The organism is Aeromonas veronii (genome assembly GCA_041319085.1).
Lineage (GTDB): Bacteria > Pseudomonadota > Gammaproteobacteria > Enterobacterales > Aeromonadaceae > Aeromonas > Aeromonas veronii_F.
In genome coordinates, this window is sequence record CP101033.1 from 2,643,217 (window position 1) to 2,661,478 (window position 18,262).

An 18,262-nucleotide genomic window follows, 5' to 3' on the forward strand; every position below is an offset into this window, starting at 1 on the left:
CCTCCCCTCGGGGTTAAGATCCCCTCTCCCCCTGCGGGAAAACGGTAGGGTGCAATAAGCGTGTAGGGTCGATTAGCGAAGCGTAATCGTCCGCGGCAACAGTCCCCTCTCCCCTTGCGGGAGAGGGGATCAGAACGCAGACCACCGAGGCTTAAGAGGTGTCGAGGGAAAAGGCACAAACAAAAACCGCAGCCCAATGGCTGCGGTTTTTTATTGGCTCAACCTGTTGCCAGCAACAGGAGAACCGCCCTTAGGCACGGCGCCAGCTGGTCTTGCCGGCGCTGTCTTCCAGCACAATGCCCATCTCGGTGAGACGGTTGCGGGCGGCATCCGCCGCGGCCCAGTTCTTGTCGGCACGGGCCTGATTGCGCTCGGCGATCAGTTGCTCGATCTCGGCCACTTCGTCGTCGGCTTCATCACCCTTGAGGAAAGCTTCGGGATCTTGCTGCAGGATGCCGAGCACGGCGCCCAGCTCACGCAGACGGGCACCGAGGCCAGCGGCAACGGCCATATCTTCCGCTTTCTGGCGGTTGATCTCGCGCACCAGATCGAACAGGGCGGAGTAGGCTTCAGGGGTGTTGAAGTCATCGTCCATCGCTTCTTTGAAGCGAGCCACCTGCTCGTCGCCACCGGCAGCAGCGGCTACTGGCAGATCGCGCAGGGCGGTATACATCCGCTCCAGCGCGGCGCGGGCTTGCTTCAGGTTATCTTCCGAGTAGTTGAGCTGGCTGCGGTAGTGGCCAGACATCAGGAAGTAACGGACGGTTTCGGCGTCGTAGTGGGCCAAGACGTCGCGGATGGTGAAGAAGTTGCCAAGGGATTTGGACATCTTCTCTTTATCGACCATCACCATGCCGCTGTGCATCCAGGTGTTGACGTAGTCGCCACCGTGGGCGCAGCAGGATTGGGCGATCTCGTTCTCGTGGTGCGGGAACTGCAGATCGGAGCCGCCGCCGTGGATGTCGAAGTGGTTGCCAAGGTGCTTGGAGTTCATGGCGGAGCACTCGATGTGCCAGCCAGGACGGCCCGGGCCCCAGGGGCTTTCCCAGGTCGGCTCGCCGGGCTTGGACATCTTCCACAGCACGAAGTCGAGCGGGTTGCGCTTGGCATCGACCACATCAACGCGGGCACCGGCTTGCAGCTGCTCCAGATCCTGCCCGGAGAGCTTGCCGTAGTCGGCGTAGGATTCGACGATAAACATCACATCGCCGTTATCGGCCACGTAGGCGTGATCCTTGGCAAGCAGGCTTTCTACCAGTTCGATGATTTCGCTGATGTGCTGGGTGGCGCGCGGTTCGATGTCCGGGCGCACCATGCCGAGGGCGTCGAAGTCGGCGTGCATGTCGCCGATCAGGCGCTCGGTCAGCTCGTCACAGGTGACGCGAGTTTCGGCGGCGCGCTTGATGATTTTGTCGTCCACGTCGGTGACGTTGCGCACATAGGTGAGATCGTAACCGGCGTAACGCAGGTAGCGAGCCACCACATCAAAGGCGACGAAGGTGCGGCCGTGGCCGATATGACAGTGATCGTAGATGGTGACACCACACACATACATGCCCACCTTGCCCGGGTGGATAGGTTTGAATTGTTCTTTTTGACGAGTGAGTGTGTTGTATATCTTCAGCATCTTATAACCACTGCCTGTGAGTAAAATGGTTGGTCATAATACCCCGTTCAGGGTCAGAAAACGAGGCAGAAAAGAGGGCCCATCCCGCCTGCCGCCTATGTTCTGGCCATTGATACACGCTTTGCAGCACCTTCTACAGCACTATGCCGCAGCCCCTTGATGGGCTAGAATTGCCACCACTTTATGCCATACACCTGCGGGCCCCCTGTCGCCCGCATCAAATGAAAGGACATATCATGGTCACTCTGCACACCAATCACGGCGACATCACCCTCACCCTGAACGCTGAAAAAGCCCCGGAAACCGTGGCCAACTTCCTGCAATACTGCCGTGACGGTCACTACGACAACACCATTTTCCACCGCGTCATCGACGGCTTCATGATCCAGGGCGGCGGCTATGCCCCCGGCTTTGAAGAGAAAGATACCCGCGCGCCCATCAAGAACGAAGCGGCCAACGGTCTGTCCAACAAAGTCGGCACCATCGCCATGGCCCGCACCAGCGAGCCGCACTCTGCCAGCGCCCAGTTCTTCATCAACGTGAACAACAACGACTTCCTCGACTTCAAATCCGCCACCACCCAGGGCTTCGGCTACTGCGTATTCGGTGAAGTGACTGCCGGGATGGACGTGGTCAACAAGATCAAGGGTGTCAAAACCGGTAACTACGGCCGCATGCATCAAGACGTGCCGACCGATGATGTGGTGATCACCAAGGTGACCCTTGCTGACTGATCTTTGCCAACTTGGCACGGATGAAACTGCGGCCCCGGCCGCAGTTTTTCCATCTGCCTCCCCCACTGCCAGTCCGAACTGGCGCCGCCTCGACTATCTGGCCCACGGCAATCCGCGCCAGCGCTCGGCCCATGCTCTGCTCACCGCCAGTGTGTGGAACGAGCTTGCAGCGCAGTGCCGCGATATGGCGCTGGTGAGTACGCTCGCCATCGGGCTGGATCGGCCGGGTAGCGATCTCGATATTCTCTGCCAGCATCCCAATCCGGCGGCGTTTGCCGCGACTTTTGCAGACCAAGGCTGGCAGGCGAGCACCAAGGGCGACAATGTCTGGCTGCTGGAGCGCACCTTTCCCTGTCTCGACCAGCACTGTGTCGATAGTAGCGCCGATAGCGGTTGCGATAACCACATCGCCAGCTGGCCGGTAGAGCTGTATGTCACCCCCGCTCCCATCGAGACGCTTAATGGCTGGCGCCACCTCACCCTCATGGCGGCCCTGCTCGAGCGCTTTGGCAATGCTTTCTATCAGGAGGTGTTGCGTCTGCGCCTTGAGGATGGGCTCAAAGGGGAAGCGGCCATGTGCCGGTTACTGGGTCTGGCTGGCGATCCTTACACTGTCCTGCTGACGCTGGAGGGAGGCAATCTGGCCGAGCTGTCATGGCAACCCCCATCCCGTGACGGTACTCATACATCCACTGACGCCGCGGCGATGGCGCCCGCAGCGCCACCTTCGCCCCCTCTGTTTCCTACTATCTCTGCCACCCCCGTTTGCCCTGTTTCGACCGAGAGCCCGACCCCCATATCATGAGCACCCTCTTTATCAGTGACATTCACCTCTCTGCCCAGCGGCCCGATATGACCGCGGCACTGGTGCGCTTTCTCGAGCACGACGCCCCCGGCGCCGATGCCCTCTATGTGCTGGGGGATCTCTTCGAATTCTGGATTGGCGACGATGACCCCAATCCGCTCCATCAACAGATGGCCGACGCCTTTTTGGCCCTGAGCCAGCAGAACGTGCCCATCTACTTTATCCACGGCAACCGCGATTTTCTGCTGGGCCAGCAGTTTGCCAAACGGGCGGGGATGACCCTGCTGGGGGATCCCTGCGTGATCGAACTCTATGGCGAGCGGGTGCTGCTCAGCCACGGCGATCTGCTCTGCACCCTGGATGAGGGCTATCAGAAGTTTCGCCGCATCACCCAGCTCAAGTGGCTGCGCTGGCTCTTTTTGCGGCTGCCGCTGGCCCGCCGTCAGGCCATCGCCTGCAAGATGCGCGGCCAAAGCCAGATGGAGAATGCCCACAAGAGCCAGATCATCATGGATGTGACGCCCGCGGCGGTGGACGATACCCTGCGCGCCCACCACTGCCGGATGATGATCCACGGCCACACCCACAGACCCGCCATCCACGACTTCATCCTCGATGGCCACCCCGCCCGCCGCATCGTGCTGGGAGACTGGTTCGAGCAAGGCTCGGTGCTGATCTGCCACCCCGGCGAACAGCGGCTGGCAATGCGGGCGCTGGCAGAGGCTTGATAGCACGCCCGTTCGCTTGCCTCACCAAGCGATCTGCGCCCCTACCATCCCCCATCGTTTGTGACACCCGGTTCACTCCGCATCAGGCGCGAACGAATAAGTGGTGATCGCTCACATAACCGCAAGCTGGATGCGCCAATGCCAATCAGGACATAAGGTTGTGTGAACCCCGTCACCTTGCCCCTTGCCAATTGAGAGGATGATGGCGCTCAGGCAGAAACGTCTTTCTCGCCAGCTATTTCAACAAGTTGAGGTTTGTATGCCTGACAGCAATGCGGTCGCTCACCCGTTCGATGCCAAGAAGATCAATGTCAACGATCCCTATGAGATGAAACAGTGGATCAAAATGTTCGAGTGCACCGAAGTCCAGCTGAAACGGGCGGTCAAAGCAGTCGGCACCTCCGGCAAGGCGATCAGAAAACACCTCAAGAAGTGAGGCGCCACCCCGTCACTGACCAGGCCCCGCTCGCGGGGCTTTTCTCATTTTGGCCTTTGCAAGGGCCCATCCCCCTGTTTGGCGGCACACATACCGCCTGTAAACCGATCACAACTGAGCTGTGCAGACCGGATAACCGCGGCGCGCGGTGGCTTCCGTCCGACAGCTTGTGACCAACCAGCGCCGTCCGACCCTTCGCATCCGGGCATCTCTACCTATAATGTGGATTCAAACACAACGAGAGGGTTAATCCATGGGCTTTATCACTTGGATCGTATTGGGACTGTTGGTGGGTATTCTGGCGAAGTGGATCATGCCGGGTCGCGACGGCGGTGGCTTCTTCATGACCGCCCTGCTGGGGATTGTCGGCGCCATGGTTGGCGGCTATGTGGGAACCCTGATGGGGCTGGGCTCAGTGACCGGATTCAATATCCCGAGCATTGCGCTGGCTACCGTGGGCGCACTTATCGTCCTGTTTGTCTTCAACAAGATCCGCAGCTGACCCCCAACGCCATCTATGTGTAGATAAACAGGGCACCGCGAGGTGCCCTCTGTTTTTTATCACCCTGACTATTTCGCCAGCGGCAAAATCAGCCCACAAGACCGACCCGCAGATCCCGAAAGTCCGCCCAGAGCAGGGATCCTGAGCCCTTCAGCACAGGGAAAGCGGCAACCCCGCACGCAGGATCGCAGCAAACCGAGAAGGGTCTCACGATATGGCCATGTCGTTCAGATAAGCCTTTTTTGACTAAAAATTCAACACATGTCACTTGAGATGAGTGCGCAACGCCGGTTATACGTCCCGCTGCTGGCGCTACATTCGTCCAGGCCCGCGTTTATCCGCTGTTTGGCTCGGGTAAAGTGTGATCACCAGCGTCACCCCGGTTGCGCTGACGCGCAACGCGCCTGACTCGGCGCACCATAATAAATAAAACCGGCGCCAAGGCACCGGTTCTTCAAGCAGAGTGCGACCCGATTACAGGGAGTCAGCATGCTCGGACAGGTACTTGGCCACGCCGTCCGGAGAAGCTTGCATCCCTGTTTTGCCTTTTACCCACTGAGCCGGGCACACTTCGCCGTGCTCTTCGTGGAATTGCAGGGCATCGACCATGCGCAGCATCTCATCGATGTTGCGGCCCAGCGGCAGATCGTTGACAACCTGATGGCGAACGACACCGTTCTTGTCGATCAGGAAGGAGCCACGGAACGCCACACCGGCTTCCGGATGCTCAACGTCATAGGCTTTGCAGATTTCGTGTTTCACGTCGGCGATCAACGGGTACTTGACCTGACCGATGCCGCCATCTTCCACCTTGGTGTTGCGCCAGGCATTGTGGGAGAACTGGGAATCGATGGAAACACCGATCACTTCCACGCCACGCATCTGGAACTCTTCATAGCGGTGATCGAAGGCAATCAGCTCGGACGGGCAGACGAAGGTGAAATCGAGCGGATAGAAGAAGACAACGGCAGCTTTGCCTTTGATGTGGGATGACAGGTTGAATGAATCAACGATCTCGCCATTACCCAGAACAGCTGCGGCGGTAAAATCGGGTGCGGGACGGCCTACCAATACCATATTCAATTCCTCTTTGAAGTGAAGTGAACAATCCGGTCTGGATTGGGCTACCTAGAGCCAAGTCCATCTAATTCAAGCGACAAACTATAGGCCCGGTGGTAGATTAGTTAAATCAAATAGATAGCATCAATCGGTTTTTTTCTATGCAACGTTGGCCCAGCCTCAAACAGCTGCAATATCTGGTCGCTCTCGATGAGCACAAGAACTTCAACCGCGCCGCCAAGGCCTGTCATGTCAGCCAGTCGACCCTGAGTACCGGGATCCAGACGCTGGAGGACATGATGAACCTGCAACTGGTCGAGCGGGACCACAAGAGCTTCATTATGACCCCGGTCGGCATGGAAATCGTCGAGCGCGCTCGCAATTTGCTCTCCGACGCGCGGGATCTGATAGAGCTCGGTCAACATCAGGGCGGCGTGATGCAGGGGACCGTGCGTCTGGGCTGCATTCCCACCATCGCGCCCTTCCTACTCAGCAAATTGCTGAAAGAGTGCAGCAAATCCTATCCTGACCTCGAATTGTTGCTGCGGGAAGACACCACCAGCAATCTGCTCAAGCAACTGGAGCAGGGTCAGCTCGATCTGCTGATCCTTGCCCTGCCCATCGAGATCGGTGGTTTTCACTGCAAGACCGTCGGCCAGGATCCCTTCCACATGGTGATGCCCGCCAGTATGGCGGCCGGCCTGCACACCCCGTTCGACTACAAGGAGCTGCCCAACCAGAGCATCTTCCTGCTGGAACGGGAGCACTGCCTCACCGAACACGCGGTGAGCGCCTGCCGGCTGCGGGACAAGAGCAAGATCAACCCGTTCGCCGCCACCAGCCTGCACACCCTGGTGCAGATGGTGGAGGCCGGTCTTGGTACCACCTTCCTGCCACAGATGGCCATCGATGCAGGCATCCTCGCCAACTCCGATCTGGTGGCCATCCCGTTGCCGGGTGAGAAATCCTATCGCGAGATCGGGCTGGTATGGCGACCTAGCACCACCCGGGTGCAAACCTTCTACAAGCTGGCCGAGCTGCTCAAACCGCTGATCACCCCCACGCCATGATTACAAACGCCAGCCCTCTGTTGGTGTTTTTCATTCCACACTGCATTTTTTCCTCTCGGGGCTAGGTATGGAGCCAGCGCCCTGTTTATGATGGAAAAGTTGTCGCATAGACACCTGTTGGCATGACGGTTTGACAGGATGTGACACACAGTAACTATTTCGTTTGATAACAAACGCCCGTGAAGAGAGCCCTATGTACCGCAAGCTGCTGCTATCCCTGCTGCCTCTGCTGCTGGCCGCCTGCTCCAGCACACCAACGCCGTCTCCCGCACCTCGGCAAAGCAGTGCGTTTGACAGTTTCTACCAGCAGTGGCGCGGTGTCCCTTACCGGATGGGTGGCGCCGGCCGCGCAGGCCTCGACTGCTCCGCCTTCACCCAGCTTGCCTACAGCCAGGTGCTGGGCTTCAAACTGCCCAGAACCACCGAATCCCAGGCCAGCATCGGCAAACCGGTCGATCGCTACCGGCTGCGACACGGGGATCTGGTCTTCTTCAAGACCGGCTGGCAACAGTACCATGTGGGGGTTTATACCGGTGCCGGCGAGTTTATCCACGCCTCCACCAGCAAGGGGGTGATCCGCTCCCGCCTCGACAACGTCTACTGGAACAGCCGCTACTGGCAGGCGCGGCGGGTGACCCAATAACGGGTCACACATCTGCTCGCGGCATACGTCACGAACCGCTTCCTTACATCTCCCCTGTCGTCATGTCGGGGCACACTGCCTATTTTTATAACTCAATTGACCCCAAAGCCTGCATTTCGCACCATTTTGTGATAAGGTGGTGGCCAATTTTTAACACTTTCGCCCTTTTTTCATACGCTATCTGTCTTGATTGACAACAAGTGAGGCGATAACAAGCGGCGCGCGGCGAAAGTGGACTGTGGCGCAACACTGCCGGATGGGTGGCCCACAGCAGCAGTATCAAGGGTTAAATGGATAAGGAGATCGTGCAATGAAGCAGTATCAAAGCTGGTTGGGGCAATACCTGATGAGTCGCCGTGACGGTGACCACGCCATGGCATGCGAGATGGCGAGTTCCATCTGTGAGTTCTGGCAGCAACAGGGTGATGAAAACGAATTGGACAAGTGGCAGCAGATCTACCAGAACCATCTGGAAAAGACCACCTGATCCCGACAGATCCCTTGCTGCCAGCCTTCCGGTGTTGGCAGCAAGGCCGGGACCAATTCTGCTCTGCTCCACACACATCACTCCCGCATAACCAGTATCTGGTTAACCTTCCCCCTCTTTTGTCTACCTCCCATCAACCATCAGCGCCTGAATACATACCCCACGCCCCTAATTTGAGCTTGTCGAGCCCGCTGTTACAGCGCATTTAACCGCCCCCTCCCCCGCATCACGGCGGGTTTTCTGTTTCGGGAACAAGGGGATGGGGCTGATCTGTTACAATCCGTGGCGACAATTTCCCCTAGTTGGTCAGTTTGTGCTAAAATGGCGCTCGTTTTTTGACATCTCGCGTCACGTTCGCCGCCAGATTGCCCATCGGGCATTCTGCCCGGGTCGTGACTTTGCACCATCATGCTTGGTGATGTCATCCCTCATGGCGAGCCATCCGGTTCCCATCAGAGAGGACACCATCAAGGGCACATGAGATAAGGAGATCGGGTAATGAAACAATATCAAGGCTGGCTGGGTGATTATCTGATGAGTCGCCGTGACGGAGATCACGCGATGGCTTCGGAGCTTGCCAACACCATTTGCGCCTTCTGGAAGGCACAGGGTGATGAAGCAGAAACCAGCAAATGGCAGCAACGCTATCAGCAACACGTAGAGCAGGCGCAATAAGCCCCTTCACTCTTTCGCGATAAAAAAACCGGCGCACATGGCGCCGGTTTTGCGTTTCTGGCAAGCAGCAGATTACATCTGGTCGATCATGTCCTGAGCAAACTGGGAGCAGGAGCGCAGGGTGGCCCCTTCCATCAGACGCTCGAAGTCATAGGTGACGGTCTTGTTGGCGATAGCCGCTTCCATCCCCTTGATGATGAGATCGGCCGCTTCAACCCACCCCATGTGGCGCAGCATCATCTCGGCGGAGAGGATGAGGGAGCCCGGGTTGACCTTGTCCTGACCGGCATATTTCGGTGCAGTACCATGGGTCGCTTCGAACAGAGCCACGCCATCACCGATATTGGCACCCGGCGCGATACCGATACCGCCAACCTGAGCGGCCAGCGCGTCGGAGATGTAGTCGCCGTTGAGGTTCATACAGGCGATGACGTCATACTCGGCCGGACGCAGCAGGATCTGCTGCAGGAAGGCGTCGGCGATGACATCCTTGATGACGATGGTCTTGCCGGTTTTCGGGTTCTTGAAGGAGCACCAGGGGCCGCCATCGATCAGCTGGGCACCGTACTCGTTCTGGGCCAGAGCATAACCCCAATCCTTGAAGGCACCTTCGGTGAACTTCATGATATTGCCCTTGTGCACCAGGGTCACGGAGTCGCGATCGTTGTCGATGGCATACTCGATGGCGGCACGCACCAGACGCTCGGTACCGGCTTTGGACATCGGCTTGATGCCGATACCGCAGGACTCGGGGAAGCGAATTTTCTTCACGCCCATCTCGTTTTGCAGGAAAGCGATCACCTTGTTCGCTTCGGCGCTGTCGGCCTTCCACTCGATACCGGCGTAGATGTCTTCGGCGTTCTCGCGGAAGATCACCATATCGGTCAGATCCGGACGTTTGACCGGGCTCGGGGTCCCCTCGTAGTACCGGACCGGACGCAGGCAGATGTAGAGATCCAGCTCCTGACGCAGGGCTACGTTGAGGGAGCGAATACCGCCGCCGACCGGCGTGGTCAGCGGGCCCTTGATTGCCACGCAATATTCACGAATGAAATCCAGGGTTTCGGCCGGCAGCCAGGCACCTTCGCCATAAACATGAGTCGACTTCTCGCCGGTATAGATCTCCATCCAGGCGATTTTACGCTCGCCCTTGTAGGCTTTCTCGACCGCGGCGTTCACCACATTCAACATGGCCGGGGTTACGTCAACACCGATGCCATCCCCTTCGATAAACGGAATGATCGGATGGTTGGGAACCTGCAGCTTGCCGTTGGCATCGACTGTGATTTTCTGACCCAGGGTCGGGATTACTACTTTGCTTTCCATCGGCATCTCCTAACTTCCGTTTGTTATCAACTTGTTTGTTGCGCGCGGCCATCTTAGCCCATTCATTTTCATAATAAAATGGCGAGCAAGCATGTCAGACCAAAGAGGTCCCCCCCCGTCAGTGCGTTGTCATAACACCCGTCGACACCGACCCGTTATCCCTCCAACTCGCCGGCCACGGCCTGCGGCTGGCTCAGGGAGCGGTACTGGGAAGGGGTCAAGCCGGTCTTCTGTTTGAACACCCGGCAGAAGTAGTTCACGTCGCTGTAACCGCAGCGGCTCGCCACCTCTTCAAGGCGGAAGCGGTACTTTTTCAGCATGAATTTGGCCCGATCGATCCGTACCCAGCTGATGTAATCGGCCAGGCGCATATGGCCCTGTTCGCGAAACAGGTGCGACAGGTGGCTGGCCGAGACGTTGAAGCGATGGGCTATCGAATCCCGGCTGATGGGGCGGTGAAAGTTCTCCTGGATATAGATGCAGATCCCGTGAAAAAGAGCGGCCCCTCGTGGCCGATCCGCAGCAGACTCCAGCAACAGCTGACGGGTACTCACCAGCAACGCCTGTAGCAGATGATCATCGGTGGGGGAGCGAGCGGGATCCTCGGTCAGCACGTTGAGCGCCGCCAGTATATGTTCGTTTACATGGCCGGCACGGGCCATGATGCTGTGCTTTTGTACGTCAAAGAAATCGGGGTCCTCCCGCCGCTTGCTCACTAGGCTGAAACCCAGTTGACGTTTACCGAACAGCAGGCTCAACACCGAACAGTCGGTGGTCCAGAGCGGCTTGTTCCAGCCGTTGGGGGGGATATAGAGCGCCTGTCCCGGCAGCACGCAGATCTCCTTGCAACCTCGCTCCCTGTCCCAAATCTGGTTGCGGTACTCACCGCTAAAGACCAGCTCGAGGCGGGGAAAGTTGACCTGATAGCTGAAACCGGGGGGCACCCCCTGTTCACTGGCAAACCAGATTTGGTCAAATGGAACCTGTTCACTCAGTGCGCCGTCGAGCAGTTGGTTGAAGATGATACTCATGGTGATCCTGATCAAGAGAGAGGCAAGCGGTTGCGGCGCGCGCAAAGGCCCATGTTATAGTCCGGCACGGACTCACAATTCCACCCTTTTCTTCACCCGATTTTCTTCAAACTAAATGAGGCATCCCTTATGAGCAGTCGCGATCTGCCCTCCTTTCTGTTGATGCAAAACCCGATTCAAGGCTACGAATGGGGAAGCCATGACTCTCTGACCACCCTGTTTGGTATCCCCAATCCGCAAGGCAAACCCCAGGCCGAGTTGTGGATGGGGGCTCACCCCAACGGCTGCTCTGAAGTCACGCTGTCAGGGAGTGCGCAGAAGCTCTCGACTCTGATCGACGCAGCCCCTGCTGCTGCGCTGGGTGATGCCACCCTCACCCGTTTTGGCAGCCTGCCGTTCCTGTTCAAGGTACTGTGTGCCAAGCAGGCCCTCTCCATTCAGGTGCACCCGAGCAAGGCTCAGGCCGAAGCGGGCTTTGCCAAAGAAGAGGCGGCTGGCATCGATATCAAAGCAAGCAATCGCAACTACAAGGATCCCAACCACAAGCCCGAGCTGGTCTTTGCCCTCACCCCCTATCAGGCGATGAACGGCTTTCGCACCATCCCGGCCATCCTGGCCCTGTTCGATCGCATGGCGCTGCCTGCACTGGCCGACCTGACCGCGGCGCTGCGCCAGTCACAGGATGAAGCGGGCCTGCAACACTTCTTCCACCAGCTGCTGGTACTGGAAGGGACGCGCAAGGGGGAGGTGCTGGCCGGGCTGCTAACCTATGCCGCCAACCATCAGGATGAGGAGACCTTTGCGCTGATCACCAGTCTGGCGGTCCAGTACCCGGGAGATGTGGGACTCTTCTCGCCGCTGCTGCTGAACGTAGTGACCCTCCAGCCCGGTCAGGCGATGTTCCTCGATGCCTGCACCCCGCACGCTTATGTGCGCGGCACGGGTCTTGAGATCATGGCCAACTCCGACAACGTGCTGCGCGCCGGTCTCACCCCCAAATATATCGACGTGGCAGAGCTGCTGGACTGCACCCGCTGCTTGCCCAAACCGGACGACCAGATCCTGCTCAGCCCCCGCATGGAAGGCTCAGTACAGCACTTCGACGTACCGGTACCTGACTTCACCTTCAGCGTCTATCCGGCTGGCGAGCATCAGCTCACCACTACCAGCGCCGAGATCCTGTTTGCCATCGATGGCACCGTGACCCTCAAGCAAGGCGAACAGTCACTGCGTCTGGAAAAGGGGCAATCTGCCTTTATTCCTGCGGCGACCGGCAGTTATCAACTGCTGGCCGAAGGACGGGTCGCCCGCGCAGGCAATCGCTGCTAACGGGCACATCCCGAGTGACGCCCATCCGAACATGCACCAGGGCCAGCAATGATGGCCCTGGTTATTGCTCCCCTCTCATCCCTCGAACCTTGCTCCGGTGAACGATACGGTTGACCTGACCCGCAGCGTGATCTCCCCCTTACTTGGCGGCCGCCAGGACGTAGGTTGCACAATGTATAGCCTGGTACCACAAGGAGCATAGCCAAAGCCAAATAGGCTTTATCACACCGGGAGAGCGTCACTGAGGGAAAGACCGGGCGTTGTCCCCGTATCCCGGTATGGGATCACAGAGCGGGCCTTTGCTCCCGGCAACGACACGCTGCTGGCGACAACTTGCACAAAAAACGGCGCGGCCCTGTTGCCAGCACCGCGCCCTTTATCGTTGTTCGTTATCTGCTGTCTGGCACAGATCTGCCTGACCGGATCCTCAGTGTTTGCGGTGCCAGCGCGGTGAGGTCGCCTTCTCCCCCCAGGGGGTGACGCAGGGGAGCAGCGCCCCTTCAATCACCATCTCGCTGCCCGCCAGCGCTTCGGCGATCTTCTGGTGCAGCACCCTCAGTACCTTGCCCTCGTGCTCGGCCAGAGAGTGCCCCGCGGCAAAGAATTCCGGCTGATATTGCAGCGCCAGCTTCTGGGCAAACTCATAGGTGTTGAAGCAATCCGGCATCCGCTCAACCACATCTTCAAGCCGGGCCAACAAGCTGTTCAGTTCCCTGGTCATAGTGCTCTCTCCGTGTAGGTTAATAGCCAAAAACTACCCCTTATTGGATAAGCCACCAACGAGCAAACCACAAAAATGTGGGGAGGCACACAGTTCTCTCTTGCGTCCAGCTCGCGGTAAGCGGCAGACAGCTTGCCAGCTTTACATTCCGGTAACAAACAGTTAAATTCAGACCGACTAATCAGTCGGTTATTTTTCATGCGGAGAACAACATGGGTGCGGCGCAGCTTCAACACACTCCTGAGGATATCCTCGCCATCAAATTGTCCCTGCCGGATCAGCTGGCACGGCTCAAGCGGGCGAGTCTGGCTCACCCCATGCCTACCCTGGCCGAGCGCCGGGCGCAGCTGACCAAACTCAAACAGGCGTTGCTCGCCCACAAGGGAGAGCTGTGCAAGGCGCTAGCGGCAGATTATGGTCAGCGCAGCCACTACGACAGCCTGATCGCCGATGTGCTGCCCTGCATCATGCAGATCAACTACACCCAGAAGCGGCTCAAACGCTGGATGCAGCCCCACCGCCGCCACACCGGCCTGCTGCTGGCCCCCGCCAAAGTAGAGGTGCACTTCCAGCCGCTCGGAGTGGTCGGCATTATCGTGCCGTGGAACTTTCCAGTGATGCTGAGCCTTGGCCCCCTCATCACCGCCATCGCGGCGGGTAACAGGGCGATGCTGAAACTCTCCGAGTTCACCCCTCATACCAATGCCGTGCTGCGCACCCTGCTCACCAGCGTGTTTGACGAAAACGAAATCGCCATCATCGAAGGGGATGCCCAGATGGCGGCGGCGTTCAGCTCGCTGCCGTTCGATCACCTGCTCTTTACCGGCTCCACCATGGTGGGCAAGCTGGTGATGGCCGCCGCCGCGCCCCAGCTCACCCCCCTCACCCTTGAGCTGGGTGGCAAGAGCCCTTGCCTCATCGCCCCCGACATGCCGGTGGCCACCGCGGTCGAGCGGATGATCTTCGGCAAGAGCCTCAACGCCGGGCAGATCTGCGTTGCCCCTGACTATGTGCTGCTGCCCCGCAGCGAGGTGGAGCACTTTATCGCCGCCTATCGCAGCCACTTCAGCAAGCTCTACCCGCAGGGGCTCAATAGTGCCGACTACGGTGCCATCATCAACGATCGCCAGTATCAGCGCCTCGTCAGCTGGCTCGATGAAGCCGAACAGGCGGGCGCCGAGCTCCACCCCTGTGGCAGCCCTGCCCGCGACGACCAGCGTCGCCTGCTGGTGCCCCACCTGCTGACCGGGGTGCCAGGTCACTGCCAGGTAATGCAGCAGGAGATCTTCGGGCCGCTGCTGCCACTCATCCCCTACGACACCCTGGAGGAGGCGCTCGCTTATGTGGCCGAGCGGCCCCGCCCGCTGGCCCTCTATCTGATGAGCTTCGACCCCGAGCTGCAGGCGCGAGTGACCCGGGAGACCCACTCCGGCGGCATGGCAATCAACGAGAGCCTGTTTCAGGTGGCCGCCGACGATGTGCCGTTTGGCGGCATCGGCGCCTCCGGCATGGGCCACTACCACGGCCACGAAGGGTTCCTCACCTTCTCCAAGGCGAAAACGGTGCTGACTCGCGGCAAGTTCACCACCGGCTCCCTGATCCATCCCCCCTACCACAGCTGGATCCAGAAGCTGATGATGGCGTTCTTCCTGCGCTGATGGAGATGACCATGAACCAAGCCATCCCACCGCCACCAGCCATGACCGACAAGCGCCGCCAGATCCTGGATGCCGCCCTCGCCCTCTGCGCCGAAGATGGCCTGCAGGGCGCCGCCACCGCCCGTATCGCCAAGGCGGCCGGGGTAGCCAACGGCACTCTGTTCCACCACTTTCCGAGCAAAGAGGCGCTGATCCTCGCCCTCTATCAGGATGTAAAGACCCGGATGGGGAGCGCCATCCATGAAGCAGACCCCACCCTGCCGCTGTACGACCAGACCCGCCACTACTGGCAGCTGGCGATGGAGTGGATGCAGGCGAACCCCAATGAGCTCAAATTTGTGCTGGGTTTCTTTCACTCTCCGCTGCTGGCCAGACCGGCCCGCAGCCAGATCCTGAATGATGCCTTGCGCTTTCTGCCTGCCCTGCTGGCAAAGGGGCAGGCCAGCGGCGAGCTGATGCAGGCTCCCGCGCCACTGTTGCTGGAGGTGTGTCAGGGCCAGTTCCTCGCCTGCGCATCACTGTTTGTCGATCAACCGGAGCTGGGAGAGGACGACTACTGGCAAGCCAGTGCGTTCGCCCTGTTCTGGTCAGCCATCTCAGGAGCCAATCCTCATGCGCCTTTCCATACCAACATGGACGTTTGAATCTGCGGCCACCCTTGGCCGCCACCTCTGGATCACCACACTGCTCTGGGTGGTGGGTCGTACCCTCTGCCGCGCCGCCCGCACCGACGAGGCAGTACGCCGCGAATTGGCGCCGTTGCCGGACGGGTTGGCTATTCGCCTCGAAGTGGGCGGCATCGGCTACGCCATGAACATGCACAAGCAGGGGGGCCGCTGGTATCCCGGTGCGCCAGCCGCCCCCCATGCCACCATCCATCCGCTGCGGGTGCGCTTCAAGCACCCCAATATCGCCTTTCGCGCCCTGAGTTTTCGGCTCGGGGTCAATCAGGCATTTGGTGAAAACCGGCTGCTGGTAGAGGGGGATCTGACCGTTGCCATGCATCTGGTGCGGGGGCTTGAGCAGTTGCAGTCCCTGATCCTGCCCGCCTTTATCGCGCGGCCGCTGCTGCGCCACTATCCCGCCCCGACCAACAAGATCGGCCGGGCCTGCAACATCTATCTGGGTCTGGTGACCGGCTAACGCGCAAGGAGCCTTGAAATGAGCCGCTATTACGATTTCTTCTGCCCGGTCAAACTGCTGGCCGGTGAACAGGCGCTGGAGCAGCTGGCCAGCGAGCTGGCCAGTCTCGGGGCGCGTCGCCCGCTGCTGCTGACCGACAAGGGGGTCAATGCCACCGGCCTGGCCACCCTGCTGGCCAATGTGCTGGCCGAGGGGGATCTGCCGGTTGCCGCCATCTGGGACGAGATCCCGGCCGACTCTTCCACCGCCGTGGTAGAGCGGATCGCCAAACGCTATCGCGAGCTCGACTGCGACAGTCTGGTGGCGTTGGGGGGCGGCTCGGTGATCGACACCGCCAAGGCGGTGAACATTCTCACTTCCATGGGGGGAGATCATCTGCTCGACTACTCGGGCGCCGGTTGCCTGACCCGTCCCCTCAAGCCGCTGGCGGTGGTGCCCACCACGGCGGGCACCGGTTCCGAGGTGACGCTGGTGGCGGTGATCAAGGATGAGGCGAGCGGGCGCAAGGTGCCTTTCACCTCCCCCTTCCTGCTGCCCCAGCTGGCGGTGCTCGACCCGCGCCTGACCCAGGGGCTACCCCTCAATATCACCGCCGCCACCGCCATGGACGCCATGACCCACGCCATCGAGGCTTTTATCGGTACCGCCAAGAACCCGGTGAGCGATGCGCTGGCTCTGATGGCGGTGGAGAAGATCGCCAGCGCCCTGCCGCAAATCATCCACGATCCCCAGAACAAACAGCTGCGGCTGCAACTGGCGGAAGGCTCAACGCTGGCTGGCATGGCTTTCTCCAACTCCATGGTGGGGCTGGTGCATGCCCTCGGTCACAGTCTGGGGGCCCGCTGCCATCTGCCCCACGGGCTGTGCATGAACCTCTTTTTGCCCACCGTGCTCGACTACAACCGCCCCGAGGTGGATAGCGAGCTGGTCCGACTGTTGTTGCCGCTGGTGGGGGCCGAGCGCTTTGCCGCCACTCCGGCCCACCTGCGAGCGGAGGCGACCATCACCGCCATTCGCACCCTGCGCGATACCTTGTGGCAGGCGGTCAAGCTGCCGCGCACCATGAGCGAAGCGGGGGTGAGCGATCGCTCGCTACTGACCGAGATCCGCGATCTGGCGATCAACGACGGCGCCCTGCTGTTCAATCGCAAGGATGCCGACCGTGAGCAGTTACTTACCCTGCTGGAGCGGGCCTGGGCCTGATCCTGCCCCCCTTGCCAGCACTCTTTAGCCAGCACTCTTGGCTGACACTAACGCGGTGCCCGACTAGCAATCGGGCATCTTGATCTACCTCGCGATATTCACGTCACACCATGCCAAAGCACATGATATTGGCCACGTGCTCTCATTATCTGTTCTATACCTTGGCTAACAGTTATGTTGTGCCGAGAGACCCAACTTTATGCCAGAGGTACCCACCATGAGCGACATCATCCATCAGGCCAACCAGCAGCAGTTTATCTGTATGGTGGAGGGGAAAGAGTCGAGACTGCGCTACCGGCGGCTCGATGCCAAGACCATCGACGCCTACAGCACCTTCGTGCCCCCCGAGCTGCGGGTGCAGGGGATTGCCGATCAGCTGGCGCGCGCCTTCTTCAACTGGACTCAGGTGGAGGGGCTCACTATAGTGCCGAGCTGCCGTTACATTGATGTCTGGTTACGCCGCAATGCCAACAACTGAATCGCTGAACACCGCCTTCGAACAGCAATTCCAAGCCAAAACAGAAGCCCTGCTGCGGGCCGATCCCGAGCGGATGGCCTGCCTGCAAGCCGCCGCCGAGCTCAATCTGCCCGACTGGGCGCTGGGGGCCGGTTTTATCCGCAATCTCATCTGGGATCACCTGCATCACAAGACCGAGCCTACCACGCTCAACGATATCGACCTTATCTATCTCGATAAACACGATCCGCAAGGGCTGGCCGAAGCAGAGCACGAAGCCTGGCTCGCCACACGGCTGCCCGGCCAGCAGTGGGAGGTGCGCAATCAGGCCCGCATGCACACGCGCCAGCTGGTAGCGCCGTTTGCCAGCAGTCTGGAGGCGCTGAGCCACTGGGTCGAAGTGCCCACCTGCATCGGCGTGCGCCTGAACCAGAATGGCGAGTTCGAGTGGCTAGCTCCCTACGGCTTTGCCATCAACTGGTCGCTGCAAGTGAGTGCCAACCCCAGATGTCGCCAGGACAAACAGATTTTTACCCAGCGCATCAAGGCGAAACGCTGGCAAGCTATCTGGCCTGACCTTCAGGTAAACTGGCCATAACCTGATTGCAATCTTTCGATAACCTTGGGC

21 protein-coding genes are annotated in these 18,262 nt (G+C 59.5%); 16 read left to right on the forward strand and 5 right to left on the reverse strand.

Going from position 1 to position 18,262, the window contains the following annotated elements:
• Positions 1-250: 250 nt before the first annotated feature.
• Positions 251-1,627: a cysteine--tRNA ligase gene (cysS, locus tag NMD14_12430; protein XEI31589.1), complete on the reverse strand. Its 1,377-nt coding sequence runs from the start codon at positions 1,625-1,627 to the stop codon at positions 251-253.
• A 236-nt stretch (positions 1,628-1,863) separates the two neighbouring features.
• Here cysS and NMD14_12435 point away from each other — a divergent pair, with 236 nt between their 5' ends.
• The 5 genes from NMD14_12435 to NMD14_12455 all read left to right on the forward strand — a co-directional run bounded on the left by NMD14_12435 (position 1,864) and on the right by NMD14_12455 (position 4,832).
• On the forward strand, positions 1,864-2,361 hold the full coding sequence (locus NMD14_12435) for a peptidylprolyl isomerase (protein XEI31590.1): 498 nt from the start codon (positions 1,864-1,866) through the stop codon (positions 2,359-2,361).
• Positions 2,351-3,166, forward strand: a complete 816-nt coding sequence (locus NMD14_12440; protein ID XEI31591.1) for a DUF4269 domain-containing protein — start codon at positions 2,351-2,353, stop codon at positions 3,164-3,166. Before NMD14_12435 ends, NMD14_12440 begins: the two co-directional genes overlap by 11 nt.
• Positions 3,163-3,894, forward strand: coding sequence for a UDP-2,3-diacylglucosamine diphosphatase (gene lpxH, locus NMD14_12445; GenBank protein XEI31592.1), 732 nt, complete (start codon positions 3,163-3,165; stop codon positions 3,892-3,894). Before NMD14_12440 ends, lpxH begins: the two co-directional genes overlap by 4 nt.
• A gap of 259 nt (positions 3,895-4,153) precedes the next feature.
• Positions 4,154-4,330, forward strand: a complete 177-nt coding sequence (locus tag NMD14_12450; GenBank protein ID XEI31593.1) for a DUF3606 domain-containing protein — start codon at positions 4,154-4,156, stop codon at positions 4,328-4,330.
• Positions 4,331-4,583: 253 nt separating this feature from the next.
• Complete coding sequence (locus NMD14_12455; GenBank protein XEI31594.1) at positions 4,584-4,832, forward strand: GlsB/YeaQ/YmgE family stress response membrane protein; 249 nt, start codon at positions 4,584-4,586, stop codon at positions 4,830-4,832.
• Positions 4,833-5,306: 474 nt separating this feature from the next.
• Here NMD14_12455 and NMD14_12460 read toward each other — a convergent pair whose 3' ends face one another.
• Positions 5,307-5,909: a peroxiredoxin C gene (locus tag NMD14_12460; protein XEI31595.1), complete on the reverse strand. Its 603-nt coding sequence runs from the start codon at positions 5,907-5,909 to the stop codon at positions 5,307-5,309.
• Positions 5,910-6,052: 143 nt separating this feature from the next.
• Here NMD14_12460 and NMD14_12465 point away from each other — a divergent pair, with 143 nt between their 5' ends.
• The 4 genes from NMD14_12465 to NMD14_12480 all read left to right on the forward strand — a co-directional run bounded on the left by NMD14_12465 (position 6,053) and on the right by NMD14_12480 (position 8,766).
• A complete protein-coding gene (locus NMD14_12465) occupies positions 6,053-6,961 on the forward strand; it encodes a hydrogen peroxide-inducible genes activator (GenBank protein XEI31596.1) in 909 nt (302 codons plus the stop codon).
• A gap of 193 nt (positions 6,962-7,154) precedes the next feature.
• Positions 7,155-7,604 carry an NlpC/P60 family protein gene (locus NMD14_12470; GenBank protein ID XEI31597.1) on the forward strand — a complete coding sequence of 150 codons (450 nt, stop codon included), beginning with the start codon at positions 7,155-7,157 and terminating at the stop codon, positions 7,602-7,604.
• 310 nt (positions 7,605-7,914) lie between these two features.
• Entirely contained in the window at positions 7,915-8,091 is a 177-nt protein-coding gene (locus NMD14_12475; GenBank protein XEI31598.1) for a hypothetical protein, read from the forward strand.
• A 498-nt stretch (positions 8,092-8,589) separates the two neighbouring features.
• Positions 8,590-8,766, forward strand: coding sequence for a hypothetical protein (locus NMD14_12480; protein ID XEI31599.1), 177 nt, complete (start codon positions 8,590-8,592; stop codon positions 8,764-8,766).
• Between the two features lie 72 nt (positions 8,767-8,838).
• On the opposite strand, the gene icd is transcribed toward NMD14_12480, so the two are convergent.
• Entirely contained in the window at positions 8,839-10,092 is a 1,254-nt protein-coding gene (icd, locus tag NMD14_12485; protein XEI31600.1) for an NADP-dependent isocitrate dehydrogenase, read from the reverse strand.
• A 155-nt stretch (positions 10,093-10,247) separates the two neighbouring features.
• The gene (locus NMD14_12490; GenBank protein ID XEI31601.1) at positions 10,248-11,123 is read right to left on the reverse strand and encodes an AraC family transcriptional regulator; all 876 of its coding nucleotides are present in this window, start codon (positions 11,121-11,123) and stop codon (positions 10,248-10,250) included.
• A 129-nt stretch (positions 11,124-11,252) separates the two neighbouring features.
• Here NMD14_12490 and manA point away from each other — a divergent pair, with 129 nt between their 5' ends.
• Positions 11,253-12,452 (forward strand): mannose-6-phosphate isomerase, class I, encoded by a 1,200-nt coding sequence (gene manA, locus NMD14_12495; GenBank protein XEI31602.1) that lies wholly within the window; start codon positions 11,253-11,255, stop codon positions 12,450-12,452.
• A gap of 427 nt (positions 12,453-12,879) precedes the next feature.
• Here manA and NMD14_12500 read toward each other — a convergent pair whose 3' ends face one another.
• Positions 12,880-13,173 carry a hypothetical protein gene (locus NMD14_12500; protein XEI31603.1) on the reverse strand — a complete coding sequence of 98 codons (294 nt, stop codon included), beginning with the start codon at positions 13,171-13,173 and terminating at the stop codon, positions 12,880-12,882.
• Between the two features lie 212 nt (positions 13,174-13,385).
• Between NMD14_12500 and NMD14_12505 the strand changes: the two genes are divergently transcribed.
• The 6 genes from NMD14_12505 (at position 13,386) to NMD14_12530 (ending at position 18,232) form a co-directional block, all read left to right on the forward strand.
• Positions 13,386-14,831, forward strand: a complete 1,446-nt coding sequence (locus tag NMD14_12505; GenBank protein ID XEI31604.1) for a coniferyl aldehyde dehydrogenase — start codon at positions 13,386-13,388, stop codon at positions 14,829-14,831.
• A gap of 11 nt (positions 14,832-14,842) precedes the next feature.
• Positions 14,843-15,475, forward strand: coding sequence for a TetR/AcrR family transcriptional regulator (locus NMD14_12510; GenBank protein ID XEI31605.1), 633 nt, complete (start codon positions 14,843-14,845; stop codon positions 15,473-15,475).
• A complete protein-coding gene (locus NMD14_12515; GenBank protein ID XEI31606.1) occupies positions 15,444-15,974 on the forward strand; it encodes a hypothetical protein in 531 nt (176 codons plus the stop codon). Before NMD14_12510 ends, NMD14_12515 begins: the two co-directional genes overlap by 32 nt.
• 18 nt (positions 15,975-15,992) lie before the next feature.
• Positions 15,993-17,177, forward strand: a complete 1,185-nt coding sequence (locus tag NMD14_12520; GenBank protein ID XEI31607.1) for an iron-containing alcohol dehydrogenase — start codon at positions 15,993-15,995, stop codon at positions 17,175-17,177.
• Between the two features lie 217 nt (positions 17,178-17,394).
• On the forward strand, positions 17,395-17,655 hold the full coding sequence (locus NMD14_12525) for an N-acetyltransferase (protein ID XEI31608.1): 261 nt from the start codon (positions 17,395-17,397) through the stop codon (positions 17,653-17,655).
• A complete protein-coding gene (locus NMD14_12530; protein XEI31609.1) occupies positions 17,642-18,232 on the forward strand; it encodes a nucleotidyltransferase family protein in 591 nt (196 codons plus the stop codon). Before NMD14_12525 ends, NMD14_12530 begins: the two co-directional genes overlap by 14 nt.
• Positions 18,233-18,262: the final 30 nt, after the last annotated feature.

Excerpts from the sequence above, each read along its gene's own strand:
- cysS (XEI31589.1), bottom strand. The coding sequence starts at position 1,627 with ATGCTGAAGATATACAACACACTCACTCGTCAAAAAGAACAATTCAAA.
- NMD14_12435 (XEI31590.1), top strand. The coding sequence starts at position 1,864 with ATGGTCACTCTGCACACCAATCACGGCGACATCACCCTCACCCTGAAC.
- lpxH (XEI31592.1), top strand. The coding sequence starts at position 3,163 with ATGAGCACCCTCTTTATCAGTGACATTCACCTCTCTGCCCAGCGGCCC.
- NMD14_12450 (XEI31593.1), top strand. The coding sequence starts at position 4,154 with ATGCCTGACAGCAATGCGGTCGCTCACCCGTTCGATGCCAAGAAGATC.
- NMD14_12455 (XEI31594.1), top strand. The coding sequence starts at position 4,584 with ATGGGCTTTATCACTTGGATCGTATTGGGACTGTTGGTGGGTATTCTG.
- NMD14_12460 (XEI31595.1), bottom strand. The coding sequence starts at position 5,909 with ATGGTATTGGTAGGCCGTCCCGCACCCGATTTTACCGCCGCAGCTGTT.
- NMD14_12465 (XEI31596.1), top strand. The coding sequence starts at position 6,053 with ATGCAACGTTGGCCCAGCCTCAAACAGCTGCAATATCTGGTCGCTCTC.
- NMD14_12470 (XEI31597.1), top strand. The coding sequence starts at position 7,155 with ATGTACCGCAAGCTGCTGCTATCCCTGCTGCCTCTGCTGCTGGCCGCC.
- NMD14_12475 (XEI31598.1), top strand. The coding sequence starts at position 7,915 with ATGAAGCAGTATCAAAGCTGGTTGGGGCAATACCTGATGAGTCGCCGT.
- NMD14_12480 (XEI31599.1), top strand. The coding sequence starts at position 8,590 with ATGAAACAATATCAAGGCTGGCTGGGTGATTATCTGATGAGTCGCCGT.
- icd (XEI31600.1), bottom strand. The coding sequence starts at position 10,092 with ATGGAAAGCAAAGTAGTAATCCCGACCCTGGGTCAGAAAATCACAGTC.
- NMD14_12490 (XEI31601.1), bottom strand. The coding sequence starts at position 11,123 with ATGAGTATCATCTTCAACCAACTGCTCGACGGCGCACTGAGTGAACAG.
- manA (XEI31602.1), top strand. The coding sequence starts at position 11,253 with ATGAGCAGTCGCGATCTGCCCTCCTTTCTGTTGATGCAAAACCCGATT.
- NMD14_12500 (XEI31603.1), bottom strand. The coding sequence starts at position 13,173 with ATGACCAGGGAACTGAACAGCTTGTTGGCCCGGCTTGAAGATGTGGTT.
- NMD14_12505 (XEI31604.1), top strand. The coding sequence starts at position 13,386 with ATGGGTGCGGCGCAGCTTCAACACACTCCTGAGGATATCCTCGCCATC.
- NMD14_12510 (XEI31605.1), top strand. The coding sequence starts at position 14,843 with ATGAACCAAGCCATCCCACCGCCACCAGCCATGACCGACAAGCGCCGC.
- NMD14_12515 (XEI31606.1), top strand. The coding sequence starts at position 15,444 with ATGCGCCTTTCCATACCAACATGGACGTTTGAATCTGCGGCCACCCTT.
- NMD14_12520 (XEI31607.1), top strand. The coding sequence starts at position 15,993 with ATGAGCCGCTATTACGATTTCTTCTGCCCGGTCAAACTGCTGGCCGGT.
- NMD14_12525 (XEI31608.1), top strand. The coding sequence starts at position 17,395 with ATGAGCGACATCATCCATCAGGCCAACCAGCAGCAGTTTATCTGTATG.
- NMD14_12530 (XEI31609.1), top strand. The coding sequence starts at position 17,642 with ATGCCAACAACTGAATCGCTGAACACCGCCTTCGAACAGCAATTCCAA.